Annotated in this window: 16 protein-coding genes; 4 read left to right on the forward strand and 12 right to left on the reverse strand. The window is 66.1% G+C overall.

What is annotated here, in order from left to right; all coding sequences use genetic code 11:
- Window position 1 precedes the first annotated feature (1 nt).
- Entirely contained in the window at window positions 2–2341 is a 2340-nt protein-coding gene (locus tag ACPYOD_RS09350; protein WP_481301471.1) for a S9 family peptidase, read from the forward strand.
- 31 nt (window positions 2342–2372) lie between these two features.
- Here the strand turns inward: ACPYOD_RS09350 and msrB are convergent, their stop codons facing one another.
- The 5 genes from msrB to ACPYOD_RS09375 form a co-directional block, all read right to left on the reverse strand.
- Window positions 2373–2960 (reverse strand): peptide-methionine (R)-S-oxide reductase MsrB, encoded by a 588-nt coding sequence (gene msrB, locus ACPYOD_RS09355; protein WP_481301472.1) that lies wholly within the window; start codon window positions 2958–2960, stop codon window positions 2373–2375.
- A gap of 86 nt (window positions 2961–3046) precedes the next feature.
- Window positions 3047–3394, reverse strand: a complete 348-nt coding sequence (locus ACPYOD_RS09360; protein ID WP_481301473.1) for a glycine zipper 2TM domain-containing protein — start codon at window positions 3392–3394, stop codon at window positions 3047–3049.
- A complete protein-coding gene (locus ACPYOD_RS09365) occupies window positions 3391–4338 on the reverse strand; it encodes a YihY/virulence factor BrkB family protein (RefSeq protein WP_481301474.1) in 948 nt (315 codons plus the stop codon). The genes ACPYOD_RS09360 and ACPYOD_RS09365 overlap by 4 nt, the downstream gene beginning before the upstream one ends.
- A gap of 63 nt (window positions 4339–4401) precedes the next feature.
- Window positions 4402–5106 carry an HAD family hydrolase gene (locus ACPYOD_RS09370; protein ID WP_481301475.1) on the reverse strand — a complete coding sequence of 235 codons (705 nt, stop codon included), beginning with the start codon at window positions 5104–5106 and terminating at the stop codon, window positions 4402–4404.
- A gap of 97 nt (window positions 5107–5203) precedes the next feature.
- Window positions 5204–6517: a carbohydrate porin gene (locus tag ACPYOD_RS09375; RefSeq protein WP_481301476.1), complete on the reverse strand. Its 1314-nt coding sequence runs from the start codon at window positions 6515–6517 to the stop codon at window positions 5204–5206.
- 405 nt (window positions 6518–6922) lie between these two features.
- Here ACPYOD_RS09375 and ACPYOD_RS09380 point away from each other — a divergent pair, with 405 nt between their 5' ends.
- Window positions 6923–7315 (forward strand): hypothetical protein, encoded by a 393-nt coding sequence (locus tag ACPYOD_RS09380; protein WP_481301477.1) that lies wholly within the window; start codon window positions 6923–6925, stop codon window positions 7313–7315.
- 41 nt (window positions 7316–7356) lie between these two features.
- On the opposite strand, the gene ACPYOD_RS09385 is transcribed toward ACPYOD_RS09380, so the two are convergent.
- Genes ACPYOD_RS09385 through ACPYOD_RS09400 form a run of 4 tightly spaced genes read right to left on the reverse strand, consistent with a single transcriptional unit; the run spans window position 7357 to window position 11592 of the window.
- Entirely contained in the window at window positions 7357–8118 is a 762-nt protein-coding gene (locus ACPYOD_RS09385) for a carboxylesterase family protein (protein ID WP_481301478.1), read from the reverse strand.
- Between the two features lie 10 nt (window positions 8119–8128).
- A complete protein-coding gene (gene cls / locus ACPYOD_RS09390; protein ID WP_481301479.1) occupies window positions 8129–9550 on the reverse strand; it encodes a cardiolipin synthase in 1422 nt (473 codons plus the stop codon).
- Between the two features lie 22 nt (window positions 9551–9572).
- Window positions 9573–10967 (reverse strand): FAD/NAD(P)-binding protein, encoded by a 1395-nt coding sequence (locus ACPYOD_RS09395; protein ID WP_481301480.1) that lies wholly within the window; start codon window positions 10965–10967, stop codon window positions 9573–9575.
- A gap of 46 nt (window positions 10968–11013) precedes the next feature.
- On the reverse strand, window positions 11014–11592 hold the full coding sequence (locus ACPYOD_RS09400; RefSeq protein WP_481301481.1) for a cysteine dioxygenase: 579 nt from the start codon (window positions 11590–11592) through the stop codon (window positions 11014–11016).
- A 165-nt stretch (window positions 11593–11757) separates the two neighbouring features.
- Here ACPYOD_RS09400 and ACPYOD_RS09405 point away from each other — a divergent pair, with 165 nt between their 5' ends.
- On the forward strand, window positions 11758–12042 hold the full coding sequence (locus tag ACPYOD_RS09405) for a hypothetical protein (protein ID WP_481301482.1): 285 nt from the start codon (window positions 11758–11760) through the stop codon (window positions 12040–12042).
- An 87-nt stretch (window positions 12043–12129) separates the two neighbouring features.
- On the opposite strand, the gene ACPYOD_RS09410 is transcribed toward ACPYOD_RS09405, so the two are convergent.
- Both ACPYOD_RS09410 and ACPYOD_RS09415 read right to left on the reverse strand, forming a co-directional pair.
- Window positions 12130–12792, reverse strand: a complete 663-nt coding sequence (locus tag ACPYOD_RS09410; RefSeq protein WP_481301483.1) for an energy transducer TonB — start codon at window positions 12790–12792, stop codon at window positions 12130–12132.
- Between the two features lie 132 nt (window positions 12793–12924).
- The gene (locus ACPYOD_RS09415; RefSeq protein WP_481301484.1) at window positions 12925–13752 is read right to left on the reverse strand and encodes a universal stress protein; all 828 of its coding nucleotides are present in this window, start codon (window positions 13750–13752) and stop codon (window positions 12925–12927) included.
- Window positions 13753–13857: 105 nt separating this feature from the next.
- Between ACPYOD_RS09415 and trhA the strand changes: the two genes are divergently transcribed.
- On the forward strand, window positions 13858–14517 hold the full coding sequence (gene trhA, locus ACPYOD_RS09420; protein ID WP_481301485.1) for a PAQR family membrane homeostasis protein TrhA: 660 nt from the start codon (window positions 13858–13860) through the stop codon (window positions 14515–14517).
- A 151-nt stretch (window positions 14518–14668) separates the two neighbouring features.
- Here trhA and ACPYOD_RS09425 read toward each other — a convergent pair whose 3' ends face one another.
- A complete protein-coding gene (locus ACPYOD_RS09425; RefSeq protein WP_481301486.1) occupies window positions 14669–16435 on the reverse strand; it encodes a DUF885 domain-containing protein in 1767 nt (588 codons plus the stop codon).
- Between the last annotated feature and the right edge of the window lie 44 nt (window positions 16436–16479).

The raw sequence follows: 16479 nt of genomic DNA on the forward strand, positions 1-16479 counted from the left end.
GATGTCGACCAAACGTAACGCGGCGCTGTCCGGCGCCGTCCTCCTCGCCCTGATCGGGGCCTCCGCCGCGACCGCGGCGGTCACCACCGACGATTACCGCCGCGCGGATTCGTTCCTCGCCAACAACACGATGCCGCTGGTGGATCACGCGGTGCAGCGTGTCACCTGGATCGACGACGGGCACTTCTGGTATCGCGACCACGACAAGGACGGCGACCAGTTCATCAAGGTGGACGCCGCGACGGGCCAGGCATCGCGCGCCTTCGATCGCGACAAGGTCGCCGCCGCGCTTTCTGCGGCCACGGGCAAAAAGGTGGACGCCGGCAAGCTCCCGGTGACGGGTTTCGTCGTTCGTCCGGACGACGGCCTGGACATCACGTCCGGTGGCAAGAACTACGTTTGCGACAAGGCCATCGGCAAGTGCGAACTCACCGCCGTGAAGAAGGATGCCAACGGCAAGCCCTACGGCGAAGAACCCGGCATGAAGTCGCCGGACGGCAAGTCCGAAGCCTTCATCCGCCACTGGAACCTCTGGGTGCGCGACGTGGCGACGGGCGCGGAAACGCAGCTGACCACTGATGGCGTGAAGGACTACGGTTACGCCACCGACAATGCCGGCTGGAAGCACACCGACGAGGCCATCCTGGTCTGGTCGCCGGATTCGAAGAAGATCGCCACGTTCCAGCAGGACCAGCGCAAGACCGGCGAGATGACGCTCGTGAGCGTCAACGTGGGCCATCCGAAAGTGGACACCTGGAAGTATCCGCTGCCGGGCGACAAGGACGTGACCATGATCGAGCGCGTCGTGATCGACGTGCCGACGAAGAAGATGGTCCGCTTCAAGATGCCGGCCGACCAGCACCGCTCCACCATCTGCGACGACATCTCGTGCAGCCCCGGCGTGTGGGACGACGTGCGCTGGGCGGCCGACGGCAAGAGCGTCGCTTTCGTGTCCACCGCGCGCGACCACACCCATGAGTGGCTGCGTATCGCCAACCCGGAAACGGGCGAGGTGCGCACGGTCTTCGACGAGAAGGCAAAGACCTATTTCGAAGGCGGCAACGACAAGGCCAACTGGCAGTACGTGCCCGAAACCGACGAGGTGATCTGGTTCTCCGAGCGGAGCAACTGGGGGCACCTGTACATGTACAGTCTGAAGACGGGCAAGCTCGAGCACGCCATCACCCAGGGCGACTGGAACGTGACCCAGGTGCTGCACGTCGACCCGAAGACGAAGACCATCTGGTTCCGCGGCGTCGGTCGCGAAAAGGGCGTCGATCCGTACTACCAGCAGTTCTACAAGGTAGGCTTCGACGGCAAGGGCCTCACTCTGCTGACTCCGGAAAACGCCGACCATAGCGTGTCCATGTCGAAGGACGGCACGTACTTCTTCGATTCGTATTCCACGATCGACACGCCGCCCGTGGCTGTCGTGCGCCGCTCCGACACCGGCGCCACGGTGAAGGAAATCGCGCGTGCCGACATCTCGCGCCTGAAGGCGAAGGGATGGGTGCCGCCCACTGCGTTCACCGTGAAGGCGCGCGACGGCAAGACCGACCTCTACGGCCAGATGTTCAAGCCCGCGAACTTCGATCCCTCGAAGAAATACCCGCTCGTGGTCTACATCTATCCGGGTCCGCAGACCGGTTCCGTGCGCACGCGCAGCTTCATTCCGTCGCATGGCGACAACCAGGCGCTGGCCGAGCTGGGCTTCGTCGTGGTGGCGGTGGACGGCATGGGCACCCCGTGGCGCTCGAAGGCGTTCCACGACGCCTACTTCAAGAACATCGGCGACAACACGCTGCCCGACCAGGTCGCGGCGGTGAAGCAGCTGGTGACGAAGTACTCGTGGCTCGACGGCGACCGCGTCGGCATCTGGGGTCATTCCGGCGGCGGCAACGCCACGGCCACCGCGATGTTCCGCTACGCCGACGTCTTCAAGGTGGGTATCTCGGAGTCCGGCAACCACGACAACCGCAACTACGAAGACGACTGGGCCGAGAAGTGGCAGGGCCTCCTGGTCAAGGACAAGGACGGCAATTCCAACTACGACGACCAGGCGAACCAGAAGTGGGCCCCGGGCCTGAAGGGCCACCTGATGCTGGCCCACGGCACGTCGGACGACAACGTGCCGCCGTATGAAACGCTGCTCGTGGTCGACGCCCTGATCAAGGCGAACAAGGACTTCGACCTCGTCATGATCCCCAACGCCCACCACGGCTACGGCGCCGCCACGCAATACATGACGCGCCGCCGCTGGGATTACTTCGTGCGCTACCTGAAGGGCGAAACGCCGCCGAAGGAATTCGAACTGACGCCGCTGACGCCTCCGGGCCATTGATAAAAGAACCCCGCCAAACGGCGGGGTTTTTTTAAGCCTTCACAGGCACAAAGTGCATCGCCGCCGCGTTCATGCAGTAGCGGAGGCCCGTCGGATCGGGGCCGTCGTCGAATACGTGGCCGAGGTGCGCGTCGCAGCGCGCGCAGTTCACCGCGGTGCGTTCCTCGATCAGGCTGCGGTCGGTCTTCTGGGTGATGTTCCGCTTCGAGATCGGCTGCCAGAAGCTCGGCCAGCCCGTGCCCGATTCGAACTTCGTCGCCGAGTCGTACAGCGCGGTGTCGCAGCCGATGCAGCGGTAGATGCCGTTGTCGTGCCGGTCCCAGCCTTCTCCCGTATAGGGTGGCTCGGTGTCCTCGTGGCGGGTGACGTAATAGGATTTCGTGCCCAGCTTCGCCTTCCACTGCTCGTCGGTGAGCACCACGCGCGGCTCCACGCAGGTGCCAAGGGGCTTCTTGTCGTCGGCGAAACAATCGAGGGTGACGTTGCCGCCCTTTGGCGCGGGGGCGTCGGCCGCCATTGCCGGGCGCGTGGCGCGGAGCACGAAGGGCAGGGACGCGGACGCGGCCACGGTGGCGGCCAGTACGCCGAGGAACCGCCGGCGCTCGGGTTCGATACGCATATTGCCTCCGGAAACGGGAAAGGCGCCCGGGTGGGCGCCCTTCCCTCTAAGACCGGGCCGGAGCCGCGGGGCTTACACCGGCTGGCTCAGTCGTCCACCCAATGGCAACGGCGCTCGGTGTGGTAGCTGGCGTTCTTGTCCTGGTGATTCTTCTGGACGCGATTGCCCACGTAGCCGCCGCCCACGGCACCCGCGACAGTGGCCAGGGTCTTGCCCTTGCCGCCGCCTACCTGGTTGCCCAGCAGGCCGCCCGCCACGGCGCCCACGCCGGTACCGATCAGACGGTTGTCGTCCTTCGAGTTGATCTGCTTCACCTGCACGTTCTCGCACACCTGGTGCTGGCTGCGCCGGGACTGCGCCTCCGCGGGCGGTGTGGCGAGAGTGACGGTGCCGGCGAACGCAAGCGCGGCAATGGCGAGCAGCGGGGTCTTCATGGCGCATCCTCCTTATCGATGGCCTTCAGGGATACCTCCGGCTTCGTGACGGACGGGTCAATCCCGGCCCCTGGAGAGGGCCTGGTCGACATCGCGTATGGCCGCGGTTTAATCGGGGTACCGCGGGCCTCGGCGACCGCCTCGGTCAGTTCCGCCCCGAGCAGCAGGATCAGCGCCGAGTAGTAGACCCATACGAGCAGCACCACCACCCCGCCGGCCGGCCCGTAGGGGCCGCCTACGTTGCTGCGGTCGAGGTATACGGCGATCGCGAACTTGCCGATGGCAAAGAGCAGGGCGGTAAGCGTGGCGCCGATCATCGCGTCGCGCCATTCGATGATCGCGTCCGGAAGCACCTTGTAGATGGCGCCGAAGATCAGGACGAACACACAGAGCGAGATGGCGATCTCGAGGATCTGCCACCCGGTGGTGCCGCCGCGCACGAATACCGCGATGAGTGCGCTCGCGGAGAAGGAGATGACCAGCAGGAAGGCGAGGGAGAGAAGCAGGCCGAGCGCGTGCATGCGTGCGCGCAGCCAGCTCAGGATGGCGCCCTTCGTGGTGCCGGGGCGGGGTTGCAGGCTCCAGACGCGGTTGAGCGCTCCTTGCAGCTGCGCGAACACTGCGGACGCACCCACGAGGGTAACGCCGAGGCCGATCACGCCGGCCATGCTGCCCACGCTCGGCCGCTGCTTGGCGTTCTCGATCACCAGACGCACCGCTTCCGAGGCGCGCGGACCCACGAGACCGTTCAGGCTGTCCACGAGCTGGGCCTGCCATTCGGGGCGCAACGAGGCGACGACCCACAGCAGCAGCACCAGCAGCGGCGCGAACGACAGCGCCGAGTAGAAGGCCAGCGCCGCGGCGCGGGTCATCAGTTCGTCGTCGCTGAAACCCCTGGCCGTGGTCCTGACCACCCGCCAGCCCATTGCCAGCCTCGAATGCACGATGGCGCCTCCGTCAGGGTTCGGGCGCCAGCTTCGCGGGCAAGGCGCGAAAGAAATGTCGAATCAGGCCGCGTGCATCCGTGCGATGGCCGCGGGAATGCCCGCGGCACCCGTCACTTCGACCACGCGGTCGCCTATGGCGAAGTCGCTTACCAACTCATGGGCCCAGGTGCTGTGATAAGGCATGTATACGCCCCATCCACCCAGGTTCACCACGGGCGCGATGTCGGATTTCAGCGAATTGCCAACCATGGCGAAGCGCTCGGGCGCCACGCCGAATTCGGTAAAGAGGCGCGTATACGCCGCGGTGTCCTTCTCGGACACGATCTCGATGCGATGGAAGATATCGGCCAGCCCGCTTCTCGCCACCTTGTATTCCTGGTGGAACAGGTCGCCCTTGGTGATCAGCACCACGCGATGTGTCGCCGCCACCGCGGTCACGGCCTCGCGTATGCCGGGCAGGAGTTCCACCGGATGAGCGAGCACGTCCTTGCACAGGCGCACGATGCGATGGATGTCCCGGGATTCGATGCGTCCATCGGTGAGATCGATGGCGGATTCGATCATCGAGAGCGCCATGCCCTTGGCCCCGTACCCGAAGAGCGCGATGTTGCCGCGCTCGGTCGCGAGCAGCGCGTCGTGCAGGCCTTGGCCGCCGAGGTCCACGTACCGGCCCAGGATAGCCTCGAAGGCCTCCTGCGCCCTGTCGTAGAACTCCTGGCTGCGCCAGAGGGTATCGTCGCCGTCGAAGCCGACCAGATCGATCATGTCAAGAATCCCGCATGTTCCGCAGCGGGATAGGATAACAGCGCTACGAGGCGGAACCCGTTGCGGGCCGCCGTAGCGGCCCGCACTGGCGCTTCTCTTAGAACGCGATGCTCGTCTTCAAGCCCAGCACGAAGGCGTCGTCGTTCTGCTTGCTGCCGCCTGGATCCTTGATGTACTGGAGGTTCGGCCGGATGGCGATCGAGGGAATCGGCGACCAGCTGTAGAACACTTCGGCCACCTTTTCGTAACCGTCGTTGACAATGCCTTCCTCGCCCGGATGCGTCGCGTTGAACAGGCGCTGGTTCCTCGCGGCATAGCCATTGGCATGCGTGCCGGCGATGGCGGCGCCCACGAAGTCGTTCGGACGCCCGAAGATGCCCTTGTACTCCATGCCGAGCGCGATCTGGTTGTTGGTCGCCGACGTGGCGTGGTCGGCGGACGTGACATTGAAGAACACCGTGGTGCCCCTGCCGCCCGCTTCACCGGTTACCTGCTGCTGGAAGCTGATCCACGCGCCCTTGCGCGAGCTGCGCTGCAGCGGTTCGCCGCCCGCGGTGGCAAGCGGCTGGCGGTCCTCGTTGAGGTAGAGATCGTCGCCCTTGGACGTGTTGTACCAGACGCCAGCGCGGTAGGAACCGGGGAGGCCGTTGAGCGTGGGCTTCCAGCCGAACTCGAGCGGGATCAGCGCGCCGGTGGTGCCGCTGGGGAAATCGAGATCGAGGCCGCGGCGGCGGGCATACGAATCGTCGACGTACTTCGGATTGACCTGGAAGGCGGCGATCTGGACGAACGTGTCCTTCGTGGTGTTGAACTTGAGCACAGTGGCCCACATGCTGGTCGGCCAATTCACCCAGTAGTCGCCGACGACGTTGCCGGGCTGCGCGCCGCAGAAGCTCAGGTTCATGAAGTCGCAGGAGAAGCTGCCCACTTCCTCGCCGACGGGCATGCGGCCGACCTTCCAGGTGAGACGGTCGTCGAAGAAGGTCTGCTCCAGCGCGAACATCGTGAGGTGCCAGGTCTGGCCGCGACCGTACACTTCCTGGATGAGCTGGTTGTTGCCGATGTGCGCGTCGGCGCCGAGGTCGCGGCCGTTGCGGTCGGTCACGATGAGCTTGAAGGTGGCGCCGTGCCACCCCCAGAGCTTGTCGAGGTCGAGCGTGGTGCCCAGCTTCCACTGGTCGGTATAACGCGTGATGCGGCGGTCGCCGCCGGAATAATTATGGCCGGCCTCGAAGCCGTAACCGAAGTCGAAGGTGATGCCCTTGTCGGCGAGACGGGTGCGTTCCCCGTTCCAGTCGCCGAAGAGATACTTGCTGGCGGTGCTGTCGTCGGCATGCGCGGAAGAGGTGCCGAAAGCGATGCAGGCGAGCACGGCGGCTGCGAGGGGACGCGTTAGCAATGAAAGGCGCATGAGGCTTCTCCCTGAAGCGATTTATGATTTCGAGTATGTCGTTTTCGTTTTTCTTGGTTGCAATGCAGTACATCATTCCATGCAGGCAACCGCAGCATCATAGTGTCGTTGACGCACGAAAAAAGGCATGGAGTACGCATAAGCAACCCATGCTTCCGTCGATGTTCAGTCAGTCGCGTGTACCGGCGTCATGTTCGTGAGAACGATCGCAACTTCGCGCGCGTGCGTGTTGACCGCCCGTGAAAAACACCATGACTTTGCCGAACTTGTGTCGCGGTTGATTGAATGGGCTTGTCGTGCCGGTGGATACAAGGCTGGGGTCACCTGGCGTCCACCGGGAAACCCACCTGCCGCAGCCGTGGGCCGGCAGGCATAATGCGCATCCGGTCCTTTACGAGATTTCGCATGCCATACGATCGCAGTTGGATGGGCTACGGCATCGTGGGCGCCCTGGAGACAGGGGGCATCGCCTTGCTCGTGGGCATCGTCGTGTATGGCCTGCTACGCGTGCTGGCCCGGGGCAGCGGTTGGAGCCACGGCAAGGAACTGGCACTTGCCTACGTCTTTGCCGTCGCGCTGTCGGCCGGTCAGGACCTCTGGGACCTGTTCTATTTCAACATGGCACCGCTGCAGTCGTTGACGCTGCTGAAGCTGAAGCTGGCCGCGGTGCACGATCCGGATGCCATCGGCCTTCGCGTGTTCTTCGAATTCGTGGGTGCGCTGGTGGGCGTCTGCATCGGCTGGTCGATCTTCTCCGGTGGCATGAAGCACCTCTTCGACAGCGTCCGCCGTTCCTGAACCACAGGAGCCGGCATGCCGGCTCCTGTGGGGGCGCGCGGTCAGCGCTTGTGGCTGAACATCCAGTCCCACAAGTCCGGCGTGGCATAGGCCTTTTCCCAGGAACCATGGCCGACGCCGGGAAACTCGGTGTACTTCACTTCCTTGCCGCGCTTCACGAGCTCGGCGTTCATCCTGCGCGACTGTTCGGTGGGGACGACGTTGTCGTCGCCGCCATGGAAGATCCACACGGGAAGCTTGCCGATACCGTCCGCCACGCGCGCGAACGGATCGGTGCCCTTCGGTACGCCATGGACGTAGAGGCGGTCACGGTCGTCGTCGTCGGAGGCGACGCCACCGCAGATGATGGCTGCCGCGGCGAAGGTGTCGGGATGGTCCACCGCCAGTTGCCATGAGCCATAGCCACCCATGGACAGGCCGGTGAGGTAGAGGCGCCGGCGATCGCCGTGGAATTCCTTGATGCTCTTTTCCAGGGCGGCCATGGCCATGTCCGCCTCCGCCGGGTCGGTCCATTCCGTGTTGTCGGGCGCCTGGGGAATGACGACGACCGCGGGGAAATCCATGTGCTGCTTCAGCCACGGTGGAAGGCCCTGCGTCATCTGCTTCTGGTTGTCGCCGCCGCGTTCGCCGCTGCCGTGCAGGAACAGGACGACGGCGGGATGCTTCGCGGTATCCGCCGGCACGAATACCTGATAGCGATACGTCTTGCCGTGGAGATCCACGCTTCGCTCGACGAAGCGTGCGGGATCGGCGGACGCGGTACCCGCCAGGGCAATGGTCAGGACGGCTAGGGCACGAAGCATCGTGAATTCCTCAGAGGATCGGGTCGAAGAGGCGCGCGACATGGAGCGCCACGCGGCGGAAATACGAAAGCCGGCGGTAATCGTTCGGGTTCACTTCATCGCTGTTCGCGAGGTCGTCTTCCAGCATGGCTTCGACGGAAGCGGCGAATGCCTGGTCGACGTTCAGTGCGGCGATTTCGAAGTTCAGGCGGAAACTGCGATTGTCGAGATTCATGCTGCCCACTACGGCGGTGTCGTCGTCGACGAGCATCACCTTCTGGTGCAGGAAACCCTGCCGGTAGCGAAACATGCGGATACCGGCGAGCGTGGCCTCGTGCGCATACAGCGTGGACGCCATGAACACGGTGCGGTGGTCGGGCCGGCTCGGTATGAGGATGCGCACGTCCACGCCGCGGAACACGGCAAGCCGCAGTGCGCCGAATACCGCCTGGTCGGGAACGAAATAAGGCGTGGTGATCCACACCCTTTTTCGCGCGGCCTGGATCGCCTGGACGAAGAACAGCGAGCAGCTCTCCTGGTGGTCGGCCGGGCCGGTCGCGACGATCATGGTCGCCGCCCGTCCGCAGCGTTCCGGTGGCGGGGACGACGGCGGCCGCCGCCCCGTAACCCAGTACCAGTCCTCCGCGAACACGCGTTGCAGGTCGGCTACCGCGGGGCCTTCGATCTCCATGTGCGTATCGCGCCACGGTGCGAGCGGAGGCTTGTTGCCGAGGTACTCATCCCCTGCATTCAACCCGCCCACGAACCCGCGTACGCCATCCACGACCAGCACCTTGCGGTGGTTGCGGAAGTTCAGCTGGAAGCGGTTGCGCCAGCGGCGCGTGGCGAAGCGGCGGGCGTGCACGCCACCCGAGCGCAATCGCTCCACATACGCATCGGGCAGTGCATGGCTCCCGATACTGTCGTACAGGAGGCACACCTGCACACCCGCAGCGGCGCGCTCGAGCAATGCGTCGCGCAACCGACACCCAAGCACGTCGTCGTGAATGATGAAGAACTGGACCAGCACGTAGCGTTCGGCGCGGGCGATAGCGGCGAACATCGCTTCGAACGTGGCCGCGCCGTCCACATGCAGGAACAAGGCGTTGCCGCCGTGCATCGCCGTCTGCAGCATCCTGCCGATCGCGTCGTAGCGTTCGTCGGGCACGGGCATGGATCGGGCAAGCAGGCCCAGGCGTCCGTGGTGGATCGCCTCCTCGTGCAGCATGAAGAAACGTGCCTGCCGTTGGCGGTGCAGGTCCACGTAGCCACCGAAATGACTGGCGCCAAGGAACAGGTAGGGCACCAGCGTCACATACGGAAGGAGCACGAGGCCCAGTACCCACGCGAAGGCACCTTGCGCCGTGCGTGTGTGCATGACCGCGTGCATCGCGGCGAACACGCCCGCCACGTGAAGGCAGAGCGCCGCGACGGCGACCAGGCTTGCGATCATGCGCGCCCGGCCTCCATGCCGGCTACTTCGCGGCGACCCGCCGGCTTTCTTCCGCCAGGAGCATGTCGGCCACGCCCTGGGCCTGCTTGCGGATCTCCGGCATTGCGGTGGATTCCCATAGCGCCCCGCGCAGGAGGCTGCCGACCGCGAACAGGTTGGGCCGGGGCCGACCGTTGCCGTCGAGCAGGTGGCCGTCAGGCACGGCGGAGAAACCCATGCCGAGCGGGTCCGGCGTGACGATGCCGTCGACCACCAGCTGGCGAACGAGCCGGTGTTCCGTTCGCTGCGTGTCGGTGTTGAGGCCCACGGTCTGGATCACCACGTCGTAGGCGTCGGTGGACTCGCCTCCTCCGGCCAGGGCATGCACCACGTCGAGTGAACCCTCCAGCGAGAGGCGCACCGAGCGCATGCGACCGCGTGAGCGGGTGAAGCGACCCTCGGCCTCGAGCCGGGCGATCTGCGCGGACACCTGCGGTGGCATGCGATGCCGCGCGCGTTCCCACGCCCAGCGGGCGTGGCGCAGGAATCGGGCACGCTCGTGCAACGGCAGGTCGCGCCACAAGGATTGCGTATGCGGACGCATGCCGTCGACGACCGTCCGCCAGTCTTCGGCGAGCTCGGTCGCGTCGCGCATGCGGCGCATCCACACGCGCAGGTTCGGGTCGTCGCGCATCGATTCGATCAGTTCGCCGCCGTCGTCGTGCGGGGCGGAGGCGGCGGCCAGGTGCGGTTCGGGCAGCTTGCCGTGCCGGGACAGTGCGTCGAAGTGCGCGTTGGGCCAGCGGGCAGACAGCTCCAGCAGCACGTCGACCGCAGTCAGCCCCAGGCCGATCACCAGGACGCGCAGCGGCCGATCGTCGGGCTCCGCCGAAGCGAGGAAGGGCCAGGGATCGGTGACGTAGCGTCCGCTGGCTATCGCGGCGTCTTCCACACCCGGCAGGGGGCGCGGCGGCAGCGAGCCGATCGCCAGCACTGCGGCGTCCGCGCGAGAGGATTCGTCGCCATAGCCGATGACGATGCCGTTATCGGACGGCACGATCGATTCGGCGGCGAAGGGCACGATGTTGACGTCGTGGCCGAACGATGCCGCGTTCTTCACGGCCTGTTGTACCCGCGACTGGAGGAAGTCGCCGTACATGCGGCGCGGCAGGAAATCGGAGCCCTTGACCGTGGGATCGAGGGCCTGGGCATATTCGAGGAAGCCGCCGGGCTTGCTGACGAACATGCCCATGGAGGCGGCACGCACGTTCAGCAGGTGCCGCTGCGACGGCGTGCCGTACGCCACGCCACGGCCCGCCTCCGGGCCGCCGGTGTACCAGTCCAGGTGCAGCGGATGACGCGTGCGCCGCTCGAGCAACTCGCTGGCTAGCGTCGCCGCCGCCGCGCCACCGCCGATGATGGCGACCTTGTGAAACATGCTTTGGTCCTTCGCCCGATGGGTGGGGTGGAGGGCCGTGAGACCGTCAGGCCGTCAGGCGTCCCGCGATGATCGATTGCCTCGGTCGTGCGATCCAGTGTCCGGAAGGACCGGGCTGCTCATACGCGAGGTACTGTGCCAGATCGCCACCGTACACGTGAAGCGTGAGTGCCGTGTCGTGCCGCGACAAATTGCGGCACCGATGGGCGTGGTGGTCTGTGGCTTCGAACCAGGTGGCATCGCCCGGCCCCAGCCAGGTGCGGCCGACGCTGCGCAGCGCGTGGTCGGTTTCGCCCTTGGCGAAGGACTCGACCTCGAGCGCGCCCGAGATCGTGGCCTCGAGCCCCCAGAGGCCGCCGTGGTCGTGCACGGGCGTGGCATAGCCGGGTGGCCAGGCCAGGACCAGCACGCTCACTGGAGGCCGCGCGCGCTCCGCGAGGATCCAGCGCTCGAAGCCGCGCCGGCGCTCGCGCAAGGGACCCAGCGTGTCCGCCAGCTCGGCGCTGCGACCGTGCAGCACGCTGCCCAGCTCCCGCCCCATGGAGGCAAGGTCCGGATGCGCCACGTCCGACAGGTCGAACGCAATGTCCCGCAGGGTTCTGATGATGGAAAAACGCTTACCCATGGAGGGTGCCCGCTGAATACGACTGGCGGGGAGTGGATCATGCGGATCGTTAAACCGTCGTAACTCCCGTCTTTCAGGAACTGCTTAAACCCTTTCACGCGACCGGGCATCGAACTTGCGACCGCCACCCCCGGGGCGGTCGTCCCGACCACGGAGAGCCCTGTCATGTTCTTCCTTACCTCGCTTGTCGTCCTTGCCGTCGGCTTCTGGCTCGTGTTCGCCCTCGTGGGCGTGCTGCTGAAGCTCGTATTCGGCATCATCGGCGGGATGTTCAGCCTTCTCGGCAGCATCCTCGGTGCACTGATCGGCGGTGTGGTGATGCTGGCGGTGGCACCGGTGGTCGCGTTGGCGTTGCTTCCCGTCCTGCTGCCGGTGGGCCTCCTGGCCCTCATCGTCTGGGCGGTCGCCCGGACAAACCGCAAGCCCGATGTCGTGGTGATGCCACGCTGATAGACGGAGCGTGCGGGAAGCACGCTGGTGGGGGAAAGGCGTTCCTCAGGCCCCGGTCCCGCGCCAGCGCGCTTCCTCCAGGGACGATCAGGTCTTCCTGAGGTCGAAGCTGACAGGAATGCGTGCCCAGGCACGCACCGGCTTGCCGCCGGCCGTGGCCGGCTGGAATCGCCAATTCGCCAGCACCTGTTCCCGCGCCGCCTTGTCCAGTACCGCGTGGCCACTGCTGCCCTCGATGACGACGTCGATCGGCTTGCCCGTTTCGTCCACCAGCACGCGCAATGTCACCGTGCCTTCCATGTGTGCGGCGATGGCCATGCGCGGGTAGGTGGGCGGTGGCGCGGCGACATATGCCAGCGTCGCTTCCACGGGCGCGGAAGGCTCGACTTGCGGCGCGGTTTCGGCTGGGAGCGGCGCGGTGAGGGGCACCGTGCCCTCGTCGCTGGGCACGTCCGCGGCGACCGGCGGCGGAATGGTCACCGGCTTGGCGACGGGCATGGTGTGCGCGACCGGTTTCGCGGGCAACGGCTTGAGCTGGACCGGTGGTGGCGGAACGGGCTTCGGTTCCGCCGGATGGTCGATCAGGCGCAACGCCGGTGGCGAGGATGCCGCGGTGGACAGCGTGGCGGCGATGGGCCGCAGGGCGGCGAGAAGCGCGGCGGCGTTGAGGGCGATCGCCGCGCTCATGGCGACGATTCGAACGGTATCCGGATGGACTCCGGCGACGGACTGCGGACGAGCGAACGACATGTGCCACCTCCTGCAACGTGGGGGAAGGTGATGCGCGGTCGGGAACACGGCCGGTGGGGACCGGCGGGGATCGTGTTCGGGTCCGGGACCAGATTAGGCTCGGTCAGCCGGACGTTGCAATGGAGCGGCCTTTCAGTGCGCGACGAGCATCGGCACGTCGGATTGCATGAAGAGGAAGCGCGTGGTTCCGCCCAGAACCATTTCGGAGAGGCGCGAACGCCCCCAGGCACCCATGACGATGAGGTCGGCACCCTCGGCGTGGGCCGTGTCGAGCAGCGCGGGCCCGGGTGCCGCCAGGGCCTTCTCCTCCAGGCGACGGACATCGGCCTTCACGCCATGGGAGTCCAGCCAGCCGCAGATGTCGGTGTCGGGAAGGGCGCAGGTGCCCACGTCCTCGTCGCGGCTGCCGTCGATGACGGTGACCCGGTTCGCCTTGCGCAACAGCGGAAGCGACGAGCGCACGGCCAAGGCGGATTCCCGGCTGCCGCTCCATGCCACCAGCACGTGTTCGCCCAGGGTCTCCACGGGTGCGGCTTCCGGCACCACGAGCACGCCGCGACTGGACGCGAACACGGTACGGGACACGATGCCGAAGCCCACGGGAGCGTCGCCGCGCATCGTCGAGGAGCGCTCCATGACGACGAGGTCGTAGCCGGCCGATGCATGCGCGAGCAGCGACACCGTATCGCCGTTGCCCACGCGCCACTTGCCTTCCAGGTGGCGGGAGGCCAGCAGGGCGGCCCAGTCGGTCGCTACCGCCTTGGCATCGGTGGCGCGCTGGCGTACCGCGTCCAGTTGCATGGGAACCGCTTCGGGAACGGTGTACGCGGCGGCGGGAAGATCCACCACGTGCAGGGCGTCCAGGCGCGCGCCCAGCCGGGTGGCCATGGCGAGCGCGGCACGCAGGCCCGCGCCCTGGGGCGGGAGGCGTCCGATGTGCACTAGGAGTTCGAGAAGCATGACCCATGGAACAACGCCGGGCATGGGGCGGTCAATGGCCGCGGAGGCTCCGGGGACCGCCCGCTTGGGCTAATCTCGGCGATCGGGTCACAGGAAGGAGCAGTCATGGTTCTCGACAGCGCGCAGCCGCGCTATCCCTTCGCCGAGGAAATCGCCAGCAGCGTCATCCACGGCATCGGCCTCGTGCTCAGCATCGCCGGCCTGGCCGTGCTCGTCGCATTCGCGGCCATGTACGGTGGCGCTCGCGCGGTGGTGGCCAGTTCCGTCTTCGGTACCACGCTGATCCTGCTCTACACCGCGTCGACGCTTTACCACTCGGTGCCCGGCGACATGCCGAAGCGCGTCCTGCGCACGCTCGACCATATCGCCATCTTCCTGCTCATCGCCGGCACCTATACACCCTTCACGCTGTTGGCCTTGCCGGGCGCCTGGGGCTGGGGACTGTTCGGCACGATCTGGACCCTGGCAATCCTGGGCAGCGCGGCGGAGCTTGGCCTGCTCAAGCGGTACCGCAAGGCCGCGGTGGCCATGTACGTGGCGATGGGCTGGGTGGCCGTGATCGCCATCGAACCGCTGCGGGACAATGTGCCGGCAGGGGGTCTGGCGCTGCTGTTCGGCGGGGGCGTGGCCTATACGGCGGGCGTGCCCTTCTACATGGCGCGAAAACTGCCGTACCACCACGCCATCTGGCACTTCTTCGTGCTGGCCGGCAGCGTGCTGCATTACCTGGCGGTGCTGCTCTACGTGATTCCCGGGGCCAAGTGACCCGTGGGAGCGATCGTCTTTGTGGGAGCCGCTTCTGCGGCGACGGGTGCTCGCGGCAGGCTGGCCCGCTGCCGCGGGATCGCCGGCATAGCCGGCTCCCACAACTCCACTTCGGGCGTGTATGTGGGAGCCGCTTCAGCGGCGATTCCTTCTATTTCTTTTCCTGCTCCGGAATGAACCGCGTGCGCACCGCTTCCGCGAGCAGGTCCGGCGGCAGTAGCCCCTGCGCAATCAGGAAATCGTTGAACGCCTTGCGATCGAACTTCTCGCCGAGGCGCGTCTGGGTTTCCGCGCGCAGTTGCAGGATGCGCGTGTACCCGTAGAAGTACGCCGTGGCCTGGCCGGGCGAATTCAGGGTGTAGCGATCCAGTTCCTGGCGGGCCATCGGCTCCGAAAGGCCAACGTCGTGCACGAGGATCTCGTGCGCGCGTTCGCGTGTGACCATGCCAAGGTTGAGCATCGGATCCAGGAATGCGCGCGCCGCGCGCAACAGGCGGAACTGCAGCGCGATGAACTGTCCCGCGGGCGGCTCATAGGGCAGCATTTCCGCTTCGGCATAGAGCGCCCAGCCTTCGACGTTCACGCTGTTGAAGGCGAACAGGCTGCGCGTGAGCGACACGCCCTGTTCCACCATCGCCGCGAACTGCAGCTCGTGGCCCGGCCTGCCTTCGTGGGCGGTGAGCGTCCACGCCGCGGCCTCGAAGGTGAAGTCATCGTACATCTGCGTCTTGTCGCCGTCGGCCGGCGGGTTGCCGGTGGTGAGCACGAAGGTGCCGCGCTGGCCGGTGTTGCCGATGAAGGGCGGGGGATCCATGTGCGGTGCCGGCGTGCGTGCGTTCTCCGCCTCGGAGGCCAGACGCATGGCCATTTCCCGCTTGGGCAGCTCGACGATGCGGCGGGTGCGGATGATGTCCTCGATCTTGCCGATCACTGCATGATAGGTGGGCTCCACCTTTTCCTTTGCCAGCTGCTTCTTCTTCAGCGCCTTGAGCACGTCGCGATAGTCGCCGTCGGGAAGGCCTTCCGCCTTCGCCACGATGGGGGCGAGCATCTGCATGGCGTACGTGGTTTCCATGAACTCCAGTTCCGCGCGATCGATGAGTTCGCGCGGGGAAATGTCCAGCCCCACTTGCTCGAGGTTGTATGCATACAGCGGCTCGGGAAGGCGGAAATCCGTGCGCGCGCGCGGCAGGACCGTCTTCTTCACCCAGGCGTTGTAGTCCTTGAGTTGCTGGTCGAGCTTCGCCATCGCCTCTTCGGTGCCGGCGATCTTCTTCTCGGCGAACAGTTTGCGGATGCCGTCCACGTAACGCTGCGTATTGCCCAGCTTCTGTTCGACGTCGGCCTTGACGGGCCCCAGCAACGATTTGTTGCCCAGTTTTTCGGTGGTCCGGGCCTTCGCCTGGTCGACCAGCGGCGTGCAGCCCGGCGTCATGCCGACGTAGCACTTCAGGCGGCCCAGGGCTGCCTTGTTCTGGTCAGGCTTGCTTTCGGCGTTCAAGAGCGAGAATTCGCCGCTGAAGACGATCTGCCCCGCGTCGAACCAGGGCAGGAGGTACTTGTCGTTGAGGTCGATGCCCTTGATGCTGCCATCGATCTGCTTGAGCAGAATCTGAAGATCCTGCTTCACGTTCGGATCCTTTTCCTCGGCAAGCCGCTTCTTCACGGTGTCGCGCACTTCGACCAGGGCCGCGCGCTGGCGCTTGTCCACGTCAGGACCGAGGTCGACGGTTTTCTCATCGAAACCCTTCAGGCCGATATCGGTGGCCGACTCGGGACTGAAGCGGGCGGTGACGTCGAGCAGCGGCTGCGCGTCCGCATTACTGCGGGCGATCCAGGCAGGCTGCGTGGCGGGTTCGGCGTGCAGGCAACCGACCGCCAGCGTGACGGCGGCGGCGAGCGTGAGTCGTCGGAACATGCGTGTCTCCCCGTTGAAGTCAGCCGAGACTAGCCGTTGCGGAC

Source organism: Luteibacter sp. HAY1-4A, assembly GCF_056755355.1.

Bases quoted from the DNA above. Each gene is read 5' to 3' on its own strand.
- ACPYOD_RS09350 (WP_481301471.1), top strand. From the start codon at position 2: ATGTCGACCAAACGTAACGCGGCGCTGTCCGGCGCCGTCCTCCTCGCC.
- msrB (WP_481301472.1), bottom strand. From the start codon at position 2,960: ATGCGTATCGAACCCGAGCGCCGGCGGTTCCTCGGCGTACTGGCCGCC.
- ACPYOD_RS09360 (WP_481301473.1), bottom strand. From the start codon at position 3,394: ATGAAGACCCCGCTGCTCGCCATTGCCGCGCTTGCGTTCGCCGGCACC.
- ACPYOD_RS09370 (WP_481301475.1), bottom strand. From the start codon at position 5,106: ATGATCGATCTGGTCGGCTTCGACGGCGACGATACCCTCTGGCGCAGC.
- ACPYOD_RS09375 (WP_481301476.1), bottom strand. From the start codon at position 6,517: ATGCGCCTTTCATTGCTAACGCGTCCCCTCGCAGCCGCCGTGCTCGCC.
- ACPYOD_RS09380 (WP_481301477.1), top strand. From the start codon at position 6,923: ATGCCATACGATCGCAGTTGGATGGGCTACGGCATCGTGGGCGCCCTG.
- ACPYOD_RS09385 (WP_481301478.1), bottom strand. From the start codon at position 8,118: ATGCTTCGTGCCCTAGCCGTCCTGACCATTGCCCTGGCGGGTACCGCG.
- cls (WP_481301479.1), bottom strand. From the start codon at position 9,550: ATGATCGCAAGCCTGGTCGCCGTCGCGGCGCTCTGCCTTCACGTGGCG.
- ACPYOD_RS09395 (WP_481301480.1), bottom strand. From the start codon at position 10,967: ATGTTTCACAAGGTCGCCATCATCGGCGGTGGCGCGGCGGCGGCGACG.
- ACPYOD_RS09400 (WP_481301481.1), bottom strand. From the start codon at position 11,592: ATGGGTAAGCGTTTTTCCATCATCAGAACCCTGCGGGACATTGCGTTC.
- ACPYOD_RS09405 (WP_481301482.1), top strand. From the start codon at position 11,758: ATGTTCTTCCTTACCTCGCTTGTCGTCCTTGCCGTCGGCTTCTGGCTC.
- ACPYOD_RS09410 (WP_481301483.1), bottom strand. From the start codon at position 12,792: ATGTCGTTCGCTCGTCCGCAGTCCGTCGCCGGAGTCCATCCGGATACC.
- ACPYOD_RS09415 (WP_481301484.1), bottom strand. From the start codon at position 13,752: ATGCTTCTCGAACTCCTAGTGCACATCGGACGCCTCCCGCCCCAGGGC.
- trhA (WP_481301485.1), top strand. From the start codon at position 13,858: ATGGTTCTCGACAGCGCGCAGCCGCGCTATCCCTTCGCCGAGGAAATC.
- ACPYOD_RS09425 (WP_481301486.1), bottom strand. From the start codon at position 16,435: ATGTTCCGACGACTCACGCTCGCCGCCGCCGTCACGCTGGCGGTCGGT.